The sequence below is a fragment of the Streptomyces sp. NBC_00885 genome (genome assembly GCF_045207475.1).
In the GTDB taxonomy this organism is placed as follows: Bacteria; Actinomycetota; Actinomycetes; order Streptomycetales; family Streptomycetaceae; genus Streptomyces.
This window is the reverse complement of the sequence record NZ_CP108796.1, coordinates 4937203-4955216: the sequence shown is the minus strand read 5'-3', so window position 1 is coordinate 4955216 and position 18014 is coordinate 4937203. Positions and strand designations below refer to the sequence as shown.

Genomic DNA, 18014 nt, shown 5'->3' with positions numbered 1-18014 from the left:
CGGGCATCCTGGAAAACATGACGGACACTCCGGCACGACTCCTCAATCTGCTCTCCCTCCTCCAGACTCCGCGCGAGTGGCCGGGCAGCGAGCTGGCCGAGCGCCTCGAAGTGAGCCCGCGCACCATCCGGCGCGACATCGACCGGCTGCGCGACCTCGGCTATCCGGTCGAGGCGACCAAGGGGGCGATCGGCGGCTACCGCCTGGTCGCAGGCGCCGCGATGCCTCCGCTGCTCCTCGACGACGAGGAGGCCGTCGCGATCGCGGTCGGCCTGCGCGCGGGCGCGGGCCATGCCATCGAGGGCATCGAGGAGGCTTCCGTACGGGCCCTCGCCAAACTGGAACAGGTGCTGCCGTCCCGGCTGCGGCACCGGGTCACCACCCTCCAGGCTGCGACGATTCCGCTGACCCGCGGCGACGGCGCGACGATCGACCCGCACACGCTGACGGTCATCGCGGGCGCGGCGACGGGGCGTGAACGCCTGCGCTTCGGCTACCGCGCGGGCGACGGGACTCAGAGCAGACGGCAGGCCGAGCCGTATCGCCTGGTCTCGACGGGCCGCCGGTGGTATCTCGTCGCGTACGACATCGGGCGCGAGGACTGGCGTACGTTCCGCGTCGACCGGATCTCGGAGCCCTTCGCCACGGGGGCGCGCTTCGTTCCGCGGGAGCTGCCAACGGGCAGCGCCGCGGAACTGCTGGGGCACACCATGTCCCGGCAGCCGGAGCTCGACATCGACGTGAGCTTCGAGGCTCCGGCGTCGTTCGTCGCCGCGCGCCTGCCGGACACCCTGGGCGTACCGGTGGCGACGGGCGAAGCAACCTGCCGCCTGCGCACGAGGGCGGCGGACTCGCTGGAGTGGCTGGCGCTCCGACTGGCGCTGGTGGACTGCGAGTTCACGGTCCACGGACCGAGGAGCCTGGCGGAGCACATGACGGACCTGGGCGCGCGCCTGACCCGCGCCACGACGGCGCGCTGACCGTCGGGTCCGGACAGGGAAGGACCCCAGCACCGGGGGGGAGGGTACTGGGGTCCGCTTCAGGGGGCCGTTCGCGGGGCGCTTACGCCGCCGCGTCGAAGCCCGTGTCCCGCGCCATCCGCTTCAGCTCCAGGAGCGCGTGCTTCTCGATCTGCCGGATCCGCTCGCGCGTCAGGCCGTGCTGCTTGCCGACCTCGGTCAGCGTGCGCTCCCGGCCGTCCTCGATGCCGTACCGCATGCGGATGATCGAGGCCGTACGGTGATCGAGCTTGCCGATCAGGTCCTCCAGCCCCTCGCTGCGCAGCAGCGACAGCACCGACTGCTCCGGCGAGATGGCCGACGTGTCCTCGAGCAGATCACCGAACTGCGTCTCGCCCGCGTCGTCCACCGACATGTTCAGGCTGACGGGGTCGCGCGCCCAGTCGAGCACGTCGATGACGCGCTCGGGCGTCGAGCCGAGCTCCTGGGCGACCTCGGCCGGCTCCGGCTCGCGGCCCTTTTCCCTGTTGAACTCGCGCTGGACACGTCGGATCCGTCCGAGCTCCTCCACCAGGTGGACAGGGAGCCGGATGGTCCGGGACTGGTCGGCTATGGAGCGGGTGATCGCCTGGCGGATCCACCACGTGGCGTACGTGGAGAACTTGAAGCCCTTGGCGTAGTCGAACTTCTCGACCGCGCGCACCAGGCCCGCATTGCCCTCCTGGATCAGGTCGAGGAGGGGCAGCCCGCTGCGCGGATAGCGCCGCGCCACGGCCACCACGAGCCGGAGGTTGGAACGGATGAAGACGTCCTTGGCGCGCTCGCCCTCGGCGACCAGCGCCTCGAGCTCTTCGCGCGTGGCGCCGCCCGCATCGCTGTCCACCTCTTCGTCGAGGATCTGCCGGGCGTAGACACCCGCCTCGATGGTCTGGGACAGCTCGACTTCCTTGGCGGCATCGAGCAGCGGCGTACGCGCGATCTCATCGAGGTACATGCCAACCAGGTCGCGGTCGGCGATCTCCCCGCCCACGGCGCGAACGCTGCTTGCCCTGCCGGTCCCACTGGAGTCGGACTGACGGCGGGCAACGGCACGGGTTGCCATGCGAGCTCCCTTACTACGTAGGTCGCGACACCCTTCCGGGTGCCCTGCATCCGATGGAAACAACGACTGGAATCGGGACAGAATTCCCACGCCGTGGATCGATTTTCGTGATCTTGCAGTACCCTGTCGCGCCACGAGGGAGGAAGCGTGCCGCAGGATCACTCAGAGGTGCAGGTCAGGGCGGGCACGGAGGCGGATCCCGAAGCCCTCACAGAACTCCACAACCACTAGGTGCGTGAGACGCCCGTCACATTCGACACGTCCGCCTTCACGACCGATCAGCGCGCCGCCCATGGCTGCACTCCCACCCTGAAGACGGCCCCCACCGACTTTTGGTTGCTCGGGATGTCCGTTCTGCCCTACTTACTGGATACGCGACAAGCAGCGGGTACCGACCAGCCTCAGCCGAACTGGACCGACCGCTTCGCCAGGCCCATCCAGAAGCCGTCGATCACGCTCCGCCCGCTTTTGAGCTCACCCTCGGACGCCCCGAGGGCGACGAACAGCGGCGCGAAATGCTCAGTCCGCGGGTGAGCCAGCCGCCCGGCCGGTGACTTGTTCTCGAAGTCCAGCAGCGCATCCACGTCCGCCGCCGCGAGCGCCCGCTGCCCCCAGTCGTCGAACTCCACCGACCAGCCGGGAATTCCGCCCTGGCGCAGGGCCGCCAGATTGTGGGTGAAGAATCCACTGCCGATGATCAGTACGCCCTCGTCCCGCAGCGGCGCGAGCCTGCGGCCGATCTCCATCAGCTTCTGCGGATCGAGCGTGGGCATGGAGATCTGCAGTACGGGAATGTCGGCGTCCGGGAACATCTCCACCAGCGGGACGTACGCGCCGTGATCGAGCCCGCGGTCCGGGATGTCCTGTACCGGCGCACCAGCGCCACGCAGCAACTTCCGTACCGAGTCGGCGAGTTCGGGCGCGCCGGGCGCGGCATAGCGCACCCGGTAGTAGTGCTCGGGGAAGCCCCAGAAGTCGTACACCAGCGGGGCGGTCTCGACCGCGCCGAGCGCGAGCGGAGCTTCCTCCCAGTGTGCGGAGACCATCAGGATCGCCCTGGGCCGCGGCAAGGACGCGGACCAGGAGGCGAGCTGGCCGGGCCACAGAGCGTCGTCGGCGAGCGGCGGGGCGCCGTGGGAGAGATAGAGGGCGGGCATGCGCTCCGCGACAGGGGTGGAACTCATGACAGCGGCTCCCGGATTGCTTCCGGCCTCGTACGGCCTGCTTGAACTTTCAAGCTGTCCCCAGCGTAACTCCAGTTAGTTAAACTTTCAAGAATGTGGTCGTAGAGTGGGATGTATGAATACGGCATCCACGGGCGGGGGCGCCCTCGAACCGCGTTGGCTCACCGAGGACGAACAGCGCGTCTGGCGCGCCTATCTGCATGCCACCACCCTCTTCGAAGACCATCTCGACCGCCAGCTGCAGCGCGACGCCGGCATGCCGCACATCTACTACGGCCTGCTCGTCCAGCTCTCCCAGGCCCCGCACCGCCGCATGCGAATGACGGAACTGGCCATCGATGCCAAGATCACCCGCTCCCGGCTCTCGCACGCGATCGCGCGCCTGGAGAGGAACGGCTGGGTCCGTCGCGAGGACTGCCCCTCCGACAAGCGCGGGCAGAACGCGGTCCTGACGGACGAGGGCTTCAAGATCCTTCAGAAGACCGCGCCAGGACATGTCGAGGCCGTACGCCAGGCCATGTTCGACCGGCTCACGCCCGAGCAGGTGGAGCAGCTGGGCGCGATCATGCGGATCCTGGCCGAAGGGCTCCAACCGCAGGACTCGGGCGCCGACCTGCCCTGGCTGCGCTGACCCGCGAGCCCTCAGCCCGCACCCCGCACCCCGCGCAACGCCCGCACCCGCACGTCCACCGGCATCCGTGCGGCACGCGAAGGGCCCCGCCCGGGTTCACCCCGGGCGGGGCCCTGTCCGCTCAATGACCTCGTCGCACGCCTCAGTGCGCGACGACGGGAACCTTGATCTCGTCCTCGACACCGTCACCCGAGGCCGCGGTGACCGAACCGGCCCCCGGGCGCCCGGTGTTGATCAGCGTGAAGGCGATCGTGGCTGCGGCCGCGAGGATGCCGACCGCCCACCAGATGGCGTTCGAGTAGCCGTGGACCATGGCCTGCGCCTGCAGCAGCTGCTGGTTGGTGGCACCCGCCGCGTGAGAGGCGACGTACGCGGTCGTGGCCGAGGCCGCGATCGTGTTCAGCAGCGCCGTACCGATCGCGCCGCCGACCTGCTGCGAGGTATTCACCATCGCGGAGGCGACACCGGCGTCCTCCGGACGCACCCCGTGCGTGGCCAGAGACATGGCCGGCATGAAGGCCGTACCCATGCCCAGACCCAGCAGCAGCTGCGCCGGCAGGATCAGACCGGCGTACGAGGAGCCGACCTCCAGCTGCGTGAGCATCAGCATGCCGGCACCAGCGACCAGGAAGCCCGGGCCCATCAGCAGCCGCGGCGCCACCCGGGTCATCAGCCGGGCACCGATCTGCGTCGAGCCGGTGATCATGCCCGCGATCATCGGGAGGAAGGCGAAGCCGGTCATGACCGGCGAGTAGTCCTTCACGATCTGCAGGTAGAAGGTGAGGAAGAGGAAGAGCCCGAACATCGCGATGATCGCGAGGCCCAGCGAGAGATAGACACCGCCGCGGTTGCGCTCGGTGATGACGCGCAGCGGCAGCAGCGGCGCCTTGACCTTGGACTCGGTGAAGACGAACCCGGCGAGCAGCACGGCGGATGCGACGAACATGCTCACGGTCAGGCCGTCGGACCAGCCGGCGGACTCGGCGCGCGTGAAGCCGTAGACGAGGGTGACCAGGCCCAGGGTGGACAGGACGACACCGGGGATGTCGAGGGTGGAGCGGTTGCGGGTGCCTGCCGGCTCACGGATGACGAAGTACGCGCCCGCAGCGGCGATGACCGCGAACGGGATGTTGACGAAGAACGTCCAGCGCCAGTTGAGGTACTCGGTCAGCACACCACCGAGGATCAGGCCGACGGCGCCGCCGCCACCGGCGATCGCACCGTAGATACCGAAGGCCTTGGCGCGCTCCTTGGCGTCGGTGAACATCACCGCGAGCAAGGAGAGCGCGGCCGGGGCGAGCAGCGCGCCGAAGGCACCCTGCAGTGCACGGGAGCCGAACATCATCGCCTCGCCGGTGGCCGCGCCACCGAGCGCGGATGCCGCCGCGAAGCCGAGCAGCCCGACCACGAAGGTCCGCTTACGGCCCCAGAGGTCGGCGATGCGCCCGCCGAAGAGCAGCAGACCGCCGAAGGCCAGGGCATAGGCCGTGATGACCCACTGCTTGTTGCCGTCCGAGATTCCGAGGTCCAACTGGGCGTGGGGGAGTGCGATGTTCACGATCGTCGCGTCCAGCACCACCATCAGCTGGGCCAGGGCGATGAACACCAGGGCTTTCCAGCGGCTGGGGTCCGGAAGCGATATATCGGGGATACCGGCTGTTTTTGACATGGCTGTAGTCACCTAAGGGTGCGGAGAGGTCAAAACGGACGTGGTCAGAGAGACGTGATCAAGAGGTGTAGGGAGACCTGCGAAGCCAACGGAGTCAATCGGCGCGCAGGTCCTCCAAGGTCGCTGCCGTGCCCGGCAGTTCGGAGCGCGCCGGCGCTTCGAGTCCGTCGAGGAACAGCGCCAGATGGCGATGGGCGAACCGGTCGATGTTCAGGCACGGGGTGCCCGGCAGCGGCCGGGTGAGCTGGGAGAGAGCCACGAGCAGATCTCCGACGGCGACATCGGCGCGGAGTCGGCCCTGCTCCTGGGCGCGGTCGAAGAGGCTCCCGACGACCTCTTCGAGGCGCGCGCTCTCACGGGTCAGATCGGGATGGGACTTGTCGAAGGCGCCCGACAGCAGCGGGCACAGCGCCCCGATCCGTTCGTCGGCGGCCGCGTGGGTGAAGCGCCGCAGCGCCTCGAACGCGTCCGCCTCCTCGGCGGCGGCGTCGAGCGCCTGCTGCTTCGTACGGGTGAGGACAAAAAGGACAACCTCATGGATGAGGGCGTCCCGGTCCGGGAAGTGGCGGTACAGCGTGGCGTTGCCGACGCCGGCGCGGCGGGCGATCTCGTCGAGCGGGACGTCCGGTCCGAACTCCACGAAGGTCTCGCGCGCCGCCGTCACGATCCGCTCCCGGTTCCGCAGGGCGTCGGCCCGCGGCCGGGTGACGCGGCGCGCTTCGGTGTCGGCGGCGGGGCTCACGGCTCCACTCCCTTTCGTGACTGCTTCATATCTCTACGTAAGCGGGGATCGTTTCCCCGTTTCGCGGGGACACGAGGTCAAACGGGGAAACCATCCCCGGTTATTTCCTGCATTCGATGTGACCTGCGTCACACACCTCTCGCGGGAAATACCCACGATCGGACCAGCCCCGCGCGCGTCCCGCCACGGCCCGTCACAGGCTGATCGCACAAGCGCAGCCAGGGTCCGGCCTGCTGCCGCGGAGCCGAAGGGCGTTTGCATGAAGCCGACGCGCCACCGGATACGCAGAATCAGCAGAACCGGCAGAAGCAGTACGCGCAGGACACGCGGCACAGAGGGTCGGGACGGACGCGGAACAGACGGTAGGGGCGGACGCGGCAGATCCCGCCGGGTCGGCACCCTAGGCGCCCTCGCCTCCCTCGCGCTCGCAGCCCTCACCACGGCGAGCGCCACACTCCCGGCCCCCACCCGCGCCTCCGCGGGCCCGGTGGCCACCGCAGACGAGTCGGTGCTCGGGCCGTGCCGGATCGGCTCCACGCTGGGCGTCCAGATGTCGGAGGGCATGCCGACCCCGCCCGGCTACTCCCGCTCGACAGGCGAGGTCAACGCCCTCAACCTGATGATCGACTTCCCGGACGCGCAGGGTCCCGGGCGCGCGCTGGACCGGCTCGCGGAGTTCTTCCCGCAGACCACGGACTGGTTCCGCACCAGTTCGTACGGTCGCCTCACCTACCGTCCGCACGCCCCGATCACCGACTGGCTGCGGATGCCGATACCGTTCGCCGCGTACGGGATACAGCGCGGCTCCCCCTATGAACCGGGCTACCGCCAGCTGGTGCAGGACATCGCGGCCGCGGCCGACCCGGTGGTGGACTTCAGCGCGTACGACCTGGTCAACATACTGGTCACGCCGAATGCCGGGCCCTCGGCGCTGGACACGGTGCTGTCCGTGACCTTCTCCGGCAACGAAGAGGCACCCATGGCGGACGGCGTGCCGCTGGCCAACACGTCCTTCGTCTACAGCCGCCAGGACGACGGCTCCGGCTCGTACGCCGAGACGGGCTATCGCGTCCTGCCCCATGAGAACGGCCATGTCTTCGGACTGCCCGACCTCTACACCGCCGACGGCGGGGGCGCCGTCGGCCACTGGGACATCATGTCCGAGGACTGGGGGGCGAACAACGACCTGCTCGGCTGGCACAAGTGGAAGCTGGGCTGGCTGGACGCCGGCCAGATCGGCTGCGCGTCCGCGCCCGGCACGACGGAGTACGAGCTGACACCGCTGGCCACCTCGGGCGGCTCGAAGATGGCGATCGTCCCACTGAGCGAGGACTCGGGGTACGCGGTGGAGGTGCGCACCCGGGCGGGCAACGACGAGGCCGTGTGCGAGCCGGGCGTACTGATCTACAGCGTGAAGTCCGACATAGACACCGGGCAGGGACCGGTGACGGTCGCGGACAGCAAACAGAACAGCGGCGGCTGCACGCGCCGCCCCAATGTGCACGCGGAACTGTCGGACGCGCCGTACCGGCCGGGCCAGACCTTCGCCGACCGGAAGCACGGCATCCGCATCGCCGTGCTCGGGGAGAAGGACGGCACCTACCGGGTGCGCGTCACCCGTTCCTAGGGAATGTCCGCGACCGGGACCCGCTGCTCGCCCAAGAGGCCGCGCAGCTCCCGCTTGAGGATCTTCCCGGTCGGATTCCGGGGCATCGGCTCGTCCCGTACGAAGACATGCGCCGGCACCTTGAAGGCGGCGAGCGTGCGGCCGACATGCGCGCGCAGCCCGTCCACGGTGACCGCGGCCCCGGGGCGCAGCTGAACGACGGCCGCGACCTCCTCGCCGAGCTCGGGGTGCGGAACGCCGAGCACGGCCGCGTCGGCGACCTCCGGGTGGTCGTGCAGGACCGCCTCGACCTCGACGCAGTACACGTTCTCGCCGCCCCGGATCACCATGTCCTTGAGCCGGTCGACGATGCTGACCCGCCCCTCGCGCACGGTCGCCAGATCACCGGTCCTGAACCAGCCGTCCTTGAAGGCGGCGGCGGTCGCGACCGGGTCGTTCCAGTACCCGCGCACCAACGCCTGCCCGCGCAGCCACAGTTCACCGACCTCGCCCTCGGGCAGCGGCTGCCCGCCCGGTCCGGCGACGCACACCTCGGTGGCGGGGGTCGGCCGCCCCACGCTGCCCGGGTGCTCGCGGTATCCGGCACCGAAGTTGGCGAGTACGCCGCCGCTGGTCTCGGTGAGTCCGTAGCCGTTGCGCGGCTCGATCCGCTGCCCGTAGCGGGCCGTCATCCGGGCCACAAGACCGGGCGGGGCCGCGGCACCGCCGGTGTTGAGATGCGTGAGCGTCTCCAGCCGCGAACCGGTCCGCTCGGCCGCGTCCAGCAGTTGAAGCGCGGTGGTCGGCACGCCGGAGTAGTGCGTGACGCGATGCCGCTCGATGAGCGCGAGGGCCTGCTCGGCGTCCCACTTCCTCATCAGTACGAGACTCCCGCCGACCGCCATCGTCGAATACAGCGTGGTGAACGCGGCCACATGGAAGAAAGGGAACGTCATCAGCGTCACCGGCGCGGGTCCCTGCCCGGGCATCACCCCGCGTGCGAGGGACGCGGCGGCGGCGTAGTACCGCGGATTGAGCGCGGCCCCGGCCTGTGCGAGCTGGGTGGCGACGGCGCCTTTGGGCCGGCCCGTCGTCCCGGACGTATAGATGATCGTGGCGTCGTCCTCGGCACGCACTTCGACCTCGGGTGGCGCGAGAGCGGGGTCGTCCACCGGCGCGTACGCCTCGAAGCCTTCCTCCGCCGCACCGTGGAAGACGACCCCGGGCACCTGGTGCCGCAGGGCCCAGGCCCGCACGCGCGGCAGCCGCTCACCGTCCACGAGGAGCACCGTGGGCGAGCAGTCGTCGAGCGCGTACATGAACTCGTCCTCGGTCCACCAGGCATTGAGCGGCACGGCAACGATCCCCGCCAACTGGGCGGCCCAGAAGGCGACTTGCCACTCGGGGTGATTGCGCATGGCGACGACGGCCCGGTCGCCGGGACGCAGCCCGTACACGTCGACGAGCCGCCGGGCGAGCGCGCATGCCTCGGCGAAGAACTCCCCGTAGGTCAGACTCCGGCTCTCCGCCACGAGAAAGGGCCGGTCGCCGTACGCCCAGGTGACCTCGACGAACTCCCGCAGGGTCCGCGGCCCGTCGGCGTAGAGCAGCCCGCCGTCCTCACCCCGTACGACGGCGAAGGGCGCGCCGGGGGCGGTGAGTATCGCTTCGGGAATGGCGGGGGAATCGGAGTGCGGCACGGGCGAGACGCTATGACGCAGTGCGGGCGGCGTCAAGGTCGGTGTATTGGCCAACGAGCGCGCCCTGGCCCGGTCAGCCGGTGCCGGTCACATTGACCGTCAGACGGCGCAGCAGACGCATCGCTTCCTGCATCTCGTCGGGCGCCAGCCCCATCGCGTCACCGATGGCGGCGGGAACCGTCCTGGCCCGCTCGCGCAGCGCCAGCCCTTCACCGGTCGGGCTGACCACGACCACCCGCTCGTCGTCGGCGCGACGCTCGCGCTTGAGCAGTCCGTTCGCCTCCAGGCGCTTGAGGAGCGGCGTCAGAGTCCCGTAGTCCAGGTGAAGGGAGGCTCCCAGCTCCTTGACGGGCACTCCGTCCGTCTCCGAGCCGTGTTCCCACAGCACGAGCATCACCAAGTACTGGGGATAGGTCAGCCCGAGCACCTCCAGCAGCGGGCGGTACCGGCCGGTGACCGCGCGCGAAGCCGCGTACAGGGCGAAACACAGCTGGTCGTCCAGGAGCAGGGAGGCATCGCCCCCGAGCTCGGCGGACGGGGCGGCCTGGGCCGACCGGGCGGCGCTCATCCGGGCCTCCTGCTTCCTTCTCTTCCTGGCTTCTTGCTGTTTCCTGCTGCTTCGTACTGCTTCTTCCTGACGTGCAACGCCCCAGCCTACCTTCCCCTATCACCAAAGTTACTCGTGGACGTTTAGCTTGTGCACAATGAAATCGTGCGCTAGCTTTCTGGTCACACACCACCACGAGGAGTGCGACATGAGCGCGAACACCGTCCGTCCCGTCCTCGAACCGGCCGCCGCCGCGTTCGCCGGAGCCACCGCCAACCCGCCGTTCCTCTTCGAACTCGCCCCCGGCGAGGGGCGCAAGGCGGTGGACGAGGTGCAGTCGGCCGAGATCGCAAAGCCGGACGTGGACGAGGAGTGGGTGACCGTCCAGGGCGGGCCCACCGGCACGGTCCGCGCCCGCATCGTCCGGCCCGTGGATGCCACGGGCACCCTGCCGGTGATCCTCTACATCCACGGCGCCGGCTGGGTCTTCGGCAACGCCCACACCCATGACCGGCTCATACGCGAACTCGCCGTAGGCGCCCGCGCGGCCGTGGTCTTCCCGGAGTACGACCTCTCCCCCGAAGCCCGCTACCCCGTCGCGATCGAGCAGAACTACGCCGTGGCCCGCTGGGTCGTGACCGAGGGGGCGGCGAAGGGCCTGGACGCCGGGCGGATCGCCGTGGCCGGCGACTCGGTGGGCGGCAACATGGCCGCCGCGCTGACCCTGATGGCCAAGGAACGGGGCGACGTCCCGCTGGTTCAGCAGGTGCTCTTCTACCCAGTCACCGACGCCGCCTTCGACACGGGCTCCTACCGCCAGTTCGCCGAGGGCTACTTCCTGCGGCGCGACGCCATGCAGTGGTTCTGGGACCAGTACACGACCGACCCCGCCCAGCGCGCCGAGATCACCGCCTCACCGTTGCGCGCCACCACGGAGCAACTCCGTGATCTGCCCCCGGCCCTGGTCATCACCGCCGAGGCCGATGTCCTGCGCGACGAGGGCGAGGCGTACGCGAACAGTCTGCGCACCGCCGGTGTCCCCGTGGTGGCCACCCGCTACCAGGGCATCATCCACGACTTCGTCATGCTCAACGCGCTGCGCGAGACGCATGCCGCCGAGGCCGCCATCGCCCAGGCCGTCTCCACCCTGCACACCATGCTGCACACCTCCCACTGACAGCCACGACGACTACCGCATCCACAGGAGGAACCACCGCCATGTCCCGTCTTTCCTCGGCCCGGTCCCGTCGCGGTCTGCTCTCCGCCGGCGCCGCACTCCTCGCCGGCGTCACCGTGCTGGCCACCCAGGCAGCCGGATCCGTCTCGGCAGCTCCGTCCCACCGGCACCACCACCACGGCTCCGAGCCGAAGCCGACCGTGGTGCTCGTGCACGGCGCGTTCGCGGACGCGTCGAGCTGGAACGGTGTGATCAAGCGACTCAAGCGGGAGGGCTATCCGGTCATCGCCCCGGCGAACCCGCTGCGCGGCCTGGGAAGCGACGCCGACTACCTGGCCGGCGTGCTCAAGACCGTCAACGGCCCGGTCGTCCTGGCCGGACACTCCTACGGCGGCAGCGTGATCAGCGAGGCCGCGGAGGGGAACGCGAACATCAAGGCGCTGGTCTACGTGGCCGCCTTCATACCCGAGAAGGGGGAGAGCGCCCTGGAACTGACGAACAAGTTCCCCGGCTCGACCCTGCCGCCCACCACCAGCCCGTCCCAGTACCCGCTGCCCGGCGGAGGGACGGGCACCGAACTCACCATCAAGCAGGACAAGTTCCGTGCGCAGTTCGCCGCGGACGTCCCGGCGCAGACCGCCGAGCTCATGGCCGTGACACAACGGCCGGTCGCCGTCTCCGCGCTCGAGGAGAAGGCAACCGGCCCGGCCTGGAAGGCCATTCCCTCGTACGCCCTCGTCACCACCGAGGACAAGAACATCCCCGCGGCCGCTCTCCGCTTCATGGCTGAGCGGGCCCACGCCAGGACCGTCGAGACGAGGGCCTCGCACGCCGTGACCGTCTCCCGGCCTCAGACGGTCAGCGACCTCATCACCAGGGCGGCGAAGGCCACTTCGCACTGACCCGTACGACACCCGTACGACCATCGGCCGGCACCGGTCCCCCGGTGCCGGCCGACTCGTGTGTCTACCGTCCCTGCTCCGCCGTTCGTTTGAGCTCGTCCAGCCAGGCGACCAGGGACTGCTCGAGGGCCGCCAGCATCCCGGCCGGGTCCGCGTCGATCGGCGCCCCAGCCCAGGACTCCTCGGTGACGACCCGCGTCGATGAGTCGCCGTACGGCTCGAACGTCCAGCTGTGTACTCCGTCGATGCCCGCGGCGGGTCCGCCCCAGGTGATGGACCGGCCCGGTTCCATGTCCGTGACCGTCGAGGTGATGTCCAGGCCGTGGGTGAGCCAGCGGAAGCTCGCGCCCACCTTCAGCTCACCCTCGAGCGCGGCCAGGTCGATACCGGAGTTCCAGGTCGGCCAGGCGGCGACGTCGGTGTGCAGCTGCCAGACGGTCTCGACGGGGGCCGCGACAGTGATCTCGTGACGTGTCGTGATCATGCTGCACCATCCTCGGTGTTGTTGTTGTCGATCTCGATGTCGGCGTAGATGTCGGCGTCGGCGATCCAGGAGCCGTGGATCCCGGAGGGCACGCGGCGCGGCAGTTCGACCGTAGCGACGGGCTGCCCGGTGGGCGCGGAAGCGTCGAGGATCAGCAGCTGCGAGGCGTCCTGGTCCAGATCGCTGACGACGGTGAGCAGATAGCCGTCGTCCTCGCGGGTGCCGCCTTCGGCCGGTACGAACACGGCCTCGCCGGGCATCCGGCCGCGGCCCATGGGCACCAGCTCCCGTGCGCCGGTGGTGTGGTCGTGCTTGGCGATGGCGTACTCGCTCAGGTCCGGCCCGGGGAAGGCGACGGAGTAGCTGAAGCGGTTCGGCAGACCGGTCAAGTCCTCGTTGATGGTGGGGAATTCGGTCACCAGGTCGTCCACCGCCTCCTCGCTCGCGGTGCCGGTCGCCGGGTCGAGGATCCAGCGGTGGCCGGTGGCGCCGACCATCGGCTGGGGCGCGTAACCGGGCGCGCCGATCCACCACTTCCAGGTCTGCTCCCAGGAGCCGCGGTCGTAGCGCGGCCCGCTCAGCACGATCCGGCCGCGCTCGTCCTCGTACGCGTTCGCCACATGCAGCAGCGCACCGGGCTCGACCTCGAACCACTGCACCTTGGCAGGCCCTGTGCGCGGCATGACGCCGATGCGCGGGGTGTAGGTGTCGCTCCAGCGGTACGGGATCCCCGACTGCTCGGCCGGGTTGAAGACGATGGGCAGGTCGAGCCAGATCACATGCCGGGCCGTGATGCCGAAGTCGTGCATCAGCGAGGGGCCCGCGCCGTCGACGACCTCCGAGCGCACGATGTCGCCCTTGGCGTCGGCGACGTAGTACGTCAGATACGGCGGGAAGGGCCCGTAGCCGAAGAAGTGCAGTTCACCGGTGACCGGGTCGGTCTTGGGGTGAGCGGTCATGGCGGTCTTCAGCCGGCCGCCGAAGTCGTACGCGCCGACGGTGTCCAGGTCGGGCGTCATCTCGTAGGGCAGGTTCACCTCCTGGAGCGCCAGGATCCGGCCCGCGTGCTCGATGACATGCGTGGCGGCGTCGCTGGCCTTGAGATTGGGTATCCCGTCGGCGCCCATATAGGGGACACCGTCGAGCGCGGGGGTGTGGACCCAGCGGTTGCGGTACCACTCGGCGCGGCCGCCGCGCAGCCGCAGCCCGTGGATCATGCCGCTGCCCTTGAACCAGTGGGTGGGCGTGTGGCCGGGCTTGGGGTTGTGGCCGTTGCGGAAGTAGCGGCCACTCAGCTCGGGCGGGATGGTCCCGTGGACGGTCAGCTCGTGCGCGGTGATCTCGTCGACGACGGGCGTGTAGTGCCCGGAGACGTACGGCTTGGTGGTCATGACTGCTTCCTCCTGGTGATGGTGAAGGTGGTGCAGGTGGTGAGCGCGGCGAGGACCGCCGCGGTGACGAATGCGGCGCTGTGGCCGGCCGCTGTAGGGGCGATGGCCGTCATCAGGGCGAGGCCGAGTGCTCCGCCGAGCTGGCGCGTGGTGTTGATCAGGCCCCCGGCCAGACCGGAGTCGGCGGGCGGCACGCCTTCGGTGGACAGGGCGGTGAGCCGTACGAACGCGGCTCCGAGTCCCGAGCCGATGAGGAGCGAGGGGCCGAGCAGATGGACGGCGAACCCTGCGTCGTCGGGCGCGCGGGACAGCCACAGGAGTCCGAGGGTGAGGACCGCGAGGGCCGCCGGCGTCCCGGCGCGGGCGGGCAGCCGGGCGGCGAGCACGGACCCGGCGACGACGCTCAGCGCCAGCGGGAGTTGGGTGAGCCCCGCCTCCAACGGCCCGTATCCGAGAACCTGTTGCTGGTAGAGCGGCAGGAAGTAGAACAGCCCGACCCAGACCGCACCGAGCAGCGTCATGGCCGCATTGGCGACGGTGACCTTGCCCGTACGCAGCAGCCGCGGCGGTACGAGGGGCGTCCTGGCTCGCTTCTGCCGTACGGCGAAGACGGCGAGAAGGACCAGTCCCGCGGCTCCCGCGAGAGGGTTCTTGGCGGTGAGTGCGTAGACGAGCGCGGTCAGCCCGGCGGTCGACGTGAGGGCGCCCAGGATGTCGACCTCGCCGCCCGCGGGCCGGTCGGCGGGGACGAGGACGAGCGTCGCGGCGAGGGAAACGGCGGCGACGGGCACAGAGACGAGAAACACCGCGGGCCAGCCGTACAGCTCGGTCAGCACCCCGCTGAGCAGCACCCCGGCCGCCCCGCCCGCCCCGGAGACCGCACCCCACACCCCGAGCGCCCTGCCCCGGCCGGGTCCGGGCGGGAAGACGCCCAGCACAAGCGCGAGCGCGGCGGGCGCGAGGAGCGCTGCGCCCGCGCCCTGGACGGCGCGGGCCGCGATGAGCACCGGGGCGGACGGGGCGAGACCGGCGGCGAGCGAGGCGAGCGCGAAGACGGCCATGCCCAGGGTGAACACCCGGCGCCGGCCGAGCAGATCGGCGAGCCGTCCGCCGAGCAGGAGGAGTGCGCCGAAGGCGAGGACATAGGCATTGACGACCCAGGACAGGGCGGCGGGTGACATGGACAGCCCGTCCGCGAGGGCGGGGAGCGCGACATTCACGATCGAGGTGCTGAGCACGACGAGGAACTGCGCGGTCGCGAGAGCGGCGAGGGCGGGCCCCTGCCGTATGTCCGGTGGCGCTTCCGTCACGGTTGCCATGTCCCCTCCGTAAGAAAGAGTGGTTGATCACTCACTCATTGACTGAAAGAAAAGGCCGCGGAGCGTGCGGCCGTGTCCTGCTCAGTAGTGGCGGACACCCGCGAGCAGGGTCCTGGTCCAGGGCGCATCGACATCCGTCGCACCGATGGACACGACGACATTGCACAGGAAGCCGGTGGCGAAGAACCCCTGAATCAACTCGTCGGGCGCACCGGAAGCCGACCGCACGTACTCGACGAGCCGTGCGTACATCCCCTGCACGGCCGTCTTGATCGCGGGCTCGCTCGCCGCGCAGTTCGCATGCATCAACACCCTGAGCAGGTCGTCCCGGTCAGCGATGAGATGCGCGTACGCATCCCCCATCGCATCCAGCACATCCGCCGGCTCGGCACTCCCCACCTCGACGACCGCCCCGGCGAGCCGCTCCCGGATCAGCCGCCCGCAGTCCTCGACGACGGCGACGAACAGCGCCTCCTTGTCGGGGAAGAGCCGGTAGAGGTACGACTGCGAGATCCCGGCACCCTTGGCCACCTCGGTGGTGGAGGTGCCGTAGTAGCCCCGCGCCGCGAAGACCCTGGCAGCGGTGGCCAGAACCTCCGCACGCCGGGCGTCGGCGGTGGAGAGCTGTCGCGTCCTTGTCGAACCCATGTGAGTAATAGACCACTCACACTTCCCTCGCGTCAACCCCCAGAGACCCCACACTCCGACAGGGCCCGTCCCCGTCGGCCGGTCGAGGATCCGGAAGCGGTCCGCCTCTGGCACGAGGAGACCTGGCCGGCGATCCGGGCCAGGGCGAAGGCGCGCAGGTTCTTCCACCGCCGACAGCGCCAGCCCCACATCGTTGCCGGCCGGGACAGCAGCGCGTCCCGCCCACCGGCCTGCCACTTCGCCCACCAGTTGTCCACGGCCCTGGCCGATACCTTGAACAGGGCGGCGACCTCTACACGGTCCCGGCCCTCCACCAGCGTGGACACCGCAAGCAACCGCACAGCCTCCTGCGCGCCCGGCGACCAGGTCCGCGCATCCGGTCATGTCGACCTCGGCGGTCTCCTCGGCGCTCCCCTTCACGCCGTACACGGCCGGGATCTCCATCGTCAGGAACCCGGAGCTGCCGGTGACCTTGAAGCAGATCTTGGCCTTCTCACGGGCCCACACCTCGAGCAGCCCGGCCTCGCTCGCGCAGTCGGCCAGCACGATGCGGCCGTCACCGCGCGTCAGCACGATGTTCTGCTCCGCCAGGATCTTGTCGGCGTTCGGGTAGCTGAAGTCCTCCACCGCGTAGCCCGGCGCACCCTCGGCAACCGGCGCCACGTCGTCGCCGCCCCCACCGGAGGCGGAAGTCGACCACAGGACGGCTCCGAAAGCAGCGGCACACGCCGTCGCAAGGACACGAGTGACGAGTTTCCCAGGACAAGCACTACGTCGCCCAGCTCGACCACGACCACCTCACGCACGTGGCGGCCATGCGTGCCGCCATCGCGCACGCCGCAAAGGTCGCCGCCAAGGCGCGGGAGGACGCGGCGCGTGCCTCCCAGGCTGCTGCGGAGGCCCGCAACGCGGCCAGCGAGGCGCGCGATCGCTGTCAGGAAGCGTGTGGAGGAAGCCAGGGAGGCGGCACGCAAGGCGGCCGAGCTGGCCGCGCAGCAGGCGCAGGCGGGGACGAACCCCGCCGACAACGCGGGGAACGACGACAAGACCGGTGACACCAAGTGGTTCGGCAGCTGGCCCGAGGACATCACTGACCCCAAGGACTGGTCGTCGGCGGTCGGCCACTGGAGCACCGGTGCCGGCGGTCTCGCGGTGGTCGCCGGCCTCGTGGCGCTGACGCCGGCCGCGCCGGTCGCGGGTCCGATAGCTGTGGGGGCGGGACTCACCTCCTGGGGTCTGCAAGGCGTGAGTGCCGGCCTGGCGTGCTGGGGATACGGCTGGGACAGCAAGGAGTTCCATTCCGCTCTCGGCCTCTTCGTGCTCGGCGGAAGCTTCATCGGCAAGTCGAAGCTGACGAGGAGCATGCTCCGCAGAGCAGGTATTGACGAGAGGGTCATCGGTGAGAAGATCGTGGACATCGGCTACGACGTCACGACTACCGTGATCGGCATCTTCACCTGGTAAGCAGCCCGCACAGACGCGTGGACGGGGCGAGTCGCAGGCTTGCCCCATCCACGCGGTTCCGCAGCACCTAGGGGGTCTTCCGTGTTCAGTTTCTGGTCCTCCACCACTGGTTGGTGGATCGCGGCTGCCGCGGTGGCCATCGTGTTCGGCGCGGTCATGCAGTCCTGGGTTACGCCGAGGAAGTGGAAGGTGTTCCTCGCCACAGTCCCCAGCCTGGCCGGCGGCCTTTCGATGATCGGGGACACCGCGATGCGGGGCGAGGGTGTGCAGATGGCGCTGCAGCTCTACACCATCGTGATGCTGGGCATTCTGATGACCATGGCCGTCTTCACCAAGTACATCCGACGCCAGGTGGCCCTGGTCCACGCCGGCGGAACGATGGAGCGCGCGACGCCCAAGCACGTCACCGTTTTCCTGGGCACCTGGTTCGTCGTCACCCTCACGACGGCCGCCGCGCTCGGCACCCTCCTCGACATCTGACGGAGCGTC

General features: G+C 69.8%; 18 protein-coding genes and 2 pseudogenes. 9 read left to right on the top strand and 11 right to left on the bottom strand.

Annotated features, from left to right (window positions below):
* Positions 1 to 17 precede the first annotated feature (17 nt).
* Positions 18 to 980: a helix-turn-helix transcriptional regulator gene (locus OHA61_RS22600; RefSeq protein ID WP_406304565.1), complete on the top strand. Its 963-nt coding sequence runs from the start codon at positions 18 to 20 to the stop codon at positions 978 to 980.
* Positions 981 to 1062: 82 nt separating this feature from the next.
* On the opposite strand, the gene OHA61_RS22595 is transcribed toward OHA61_RS22600, so the two are convergent.
* The gene (locus OHA61_RS22595; RefSeq protein ID WP_324989804.1) at positions 1063 to 2061 is read right to left on the bottom strand and encodes a sigma-70 family RNA polymerase sigma factor; all 999 of its coding nucleotides are present in this window, start codon (positions 2059 to 2061) and stop codon (positions 1063 to 1065) included.
* A 147-nt stretch (positions 2062 to 2208) separates the two neighbouring features.
* On the opposite strand from OHA61_RS22595, the pseudogene OHA61_RS22590 reads away from it, so the two are divergent.
* Positions 2209 to 2468 (top strand): annotated as a pseudogene (locus tag OHA61_RS22590) (GNAT family N-acetyltransferase); the annotation flags it as partial.
* On the opposite strand, the gene OHA61_RS22585 reads toward OHA61_RS22590, so the two are convergent.
* A complete protein-coding gene (locus OHA61_RS22585; RefSeq protein ID WP_406304564.1) occupies positions 2463 to 3245 on the bottom strand; it encodes a dioxygenase in 783 nt (260 codons plus the stop codon). The pseudogene OHA61_RS22590 and the gene OHA61_RS22585 overlap by 6 nt on opposite strands.
* A gap of 106 nt (positions 3246 to 3351) precedes the next feature.
* On the opposite strand from OHA61_RS22585, the gene OHA61_RS22580 reads away from it, so the two are divergent.
* Positions 3352 to 3876, top strand: a complete 525-nt coding sequence (locus tag OHA61_RS22580; protein WP_406304563.1) for a MarR family winged helix-turn-helix transcriptional regulator — start codon at positions 3352 to 3354, stop codon at positions 3874 to 3876.
* Between the two features lie 142 nt (positions 3877 to 4018).
* Here the strand turns inward: OHA61_RS22580 and OHA61_RS22575 are convergent, their stop codons facing one another.
* Entirely contained in the window at positions 4019 to 5545 is a 1527-nt protein-coding gene (locus OHA61_RS22575) for an MFS transporter (RefSeq protein WP_406304562.1), read from the bottom strand.
* A gap of 94 nt (positions 5546 to 5639) precedes the next feature.
* A complete protein-coding gene (locus tag OHA61_RS22570; RefSeq protein WP_406304561.1) occupies positions 5640 to 6287 on the bottom strand; it encodes a TetR/AcrR family transcriptional regulator in 648 nt (215 codons plus the stop codon).
* A gap of 259 nt (positions 6288 to 6546) precedes the next feature.
* On the opposite strand from OHA61_RS22570, the gene OHA61_RS22565 reads away from it, so the two are divergent.
* On the top strand, positions 6547 to 7914 hold the full coding sequence (locus OHA61_RS22565) for a M6 family metalloprotease domain-containing protein (RefSeq protein ID WP_406304560.1): 1368 nt from the start codon (positions 6547 to 6549) through the stop codon (positions 7912 to 7914).
* Here OHA61_RS22565 and OHA61_RS22560 read toward each other — a convergent pair.
* Positions 7911 to 9593 (bottom strand): class I adenylate-forming enzyme family protein, encoded by a 1683-nt coding sequence (locus tag OHA61_RS22560; RefSeq protein ID WP_406304559.1) that lies wholly within the window; start codon positions 9591 to 9593, stop codon positions 7911 to 7913. The genes OHA61_RS22565 and OHA61_RS22560 overlap by 4 nt on opposite strands.
* 73 nt (positions 9594 to 9666) lie before the next feature.
* Positions 9667 to 10161 carry a MarR family winged helix-turn-helix transcriptional regulator gene (locus tag OHA61_RS22555; RefSeq protein WP_406304558.1) on the bottom strand — a complete coding sequence of 165 codons (495 nt, stop codon included), beginning with the start codon at positions 10159 to 10161 and terminating at the stop codon, positions 9667 to 9669.
* 187 nt (positions 10162 to 10348) lie between these two features.
* Between OHA61_RS22555 and OHA61_RS22550 the strand changes: the two genes are divergently transcribed.
* A complete protein-coding gene (locus tag OHA61_RS22550; protein ID WP_406304557.1) occupies positions 10349 to 11317 on the top strand; it encodes an alpha/beta hydrolase in 969 nt (322 codons plus the stop codon).
* A gap of 41 nt (positions 11318 to 11358) precedes the next feature.
* Entirely contained in the window at positions 11359 to 12219 is an 861-nt protein-coding gene (locus tag OHA61_RS22545) for an alpha/beta fold hydrolase (protein ID WP_406304556.1), read from the top strand.
* A 64-nt stretch (positions 12220 to 12283) separates the two neighbouring features.
* Here the strand turns inward: OHA61_RS22545 and OHA61_RS22540 are convergent, their stop codons facing one another.
* The 5 genes and pseudogenes from OHA61_RS22540 to OHA61_RS22520 all read right to left on the bottom strand — a co-directional run.
* Complete coding sequence (locus OHA61_RS22540) at positions 12284 to 12703, bottom strand: SRPBCC family protein (protein WP_406304555.1); 420 nt, start codon at positions 12701 to 12703, stop codon at positions 12284 to 12286.
* Entirely contained in the window at positions 12700 to 14094 is a 1395-nt protein-coding gene (locus OHA61_RS22535; protein ID WP_406304554.1) for a carotenoid oxygenase family protein, read from the bottom strand. The genes OHA61_RS22540 and OHA61_RS22535 overlap by 4 nt, the downstream gene beginning before the upstream one ends.
* Entirely contained in the window at positions 14091 to 15413 is a 1323-nt protein-coding gene (locus OHA61_RS22530; protein WP_406304553.1) for an MFS transporter, read from the bottom strand. Before OHA61_RS22530 ends, OHA61_RS22535 begins: the two co-directional genes overlap by 4 nt.
* A gap of 81 nt (positions 15414 to 15494) precedes the next feature.
* The gene (locus OHA61_RS22525) at positions 15495 to 16061 is read right to left on the bottom strand and encodes a TetR/AcrR family transcriptional regulator (protein WP_406304552.1); all 567 of its coding nucleotides are present in this window, start codon (positions 16059 to 16061) and stop codon (positions 15495 to 15497) included.
* Positions 16062 to 16258: 197 nt separating this feature from the next.
* Positions 16259 to 16396, bottom strand: a pseudogene (locus tag OHA61_RS22520) (helix-turn-helix domain-containing protein); the annotation flags it as partial.
* Positions 16397 to 16443: 47 nt separating this feature from the next.
* Here OHA61_RS22520 and OHA61_RS22515 point away from each other — a divergent pair.
* The 3 genes from OHA61_RS22515 (at position 16444) to OHA61_RS22505 (ending at position 18005) form a co-directional block, all read left to right on the top strand.
* Complete coding sequence (locus tag OHA61_RS22515) at positions 16444 to 16674, top strand: hypothetical protein (protein WP_406304551.1); 231 nt, start codon at positions 16444 to 16446, stop codon at positions 16672 to 16674.
* 332 nt (positions 16675 to 17006) lie between these two features.
* Positions 17007 to 17525 (top strand): hypothetical protein, encoded by a 519-nt coding sequence (locus OHA61_RS22510; protein ID WP_406304550.1) that lies wholly within the window; start codon positions 17007 to 17009, stop codon positions 17523 to 17525.
* A gap of 81 nt (positions 17526 to 17606) precedes the next feature.
* The gene (locus OHA61_RS22505) at positions 17607 to 18005 is read left to right on the top strand and encodes a hypothetical protein (protein ID WP_406304549.1); all 399 of its coding nucleotides are present in this window, start codon (positions 17607 to 17609) and stop codon (positions 18003 to 18005) included.
* The last annotated feature ends 9 nt before the right edge of the window (positions 18006 to 18014 follow it).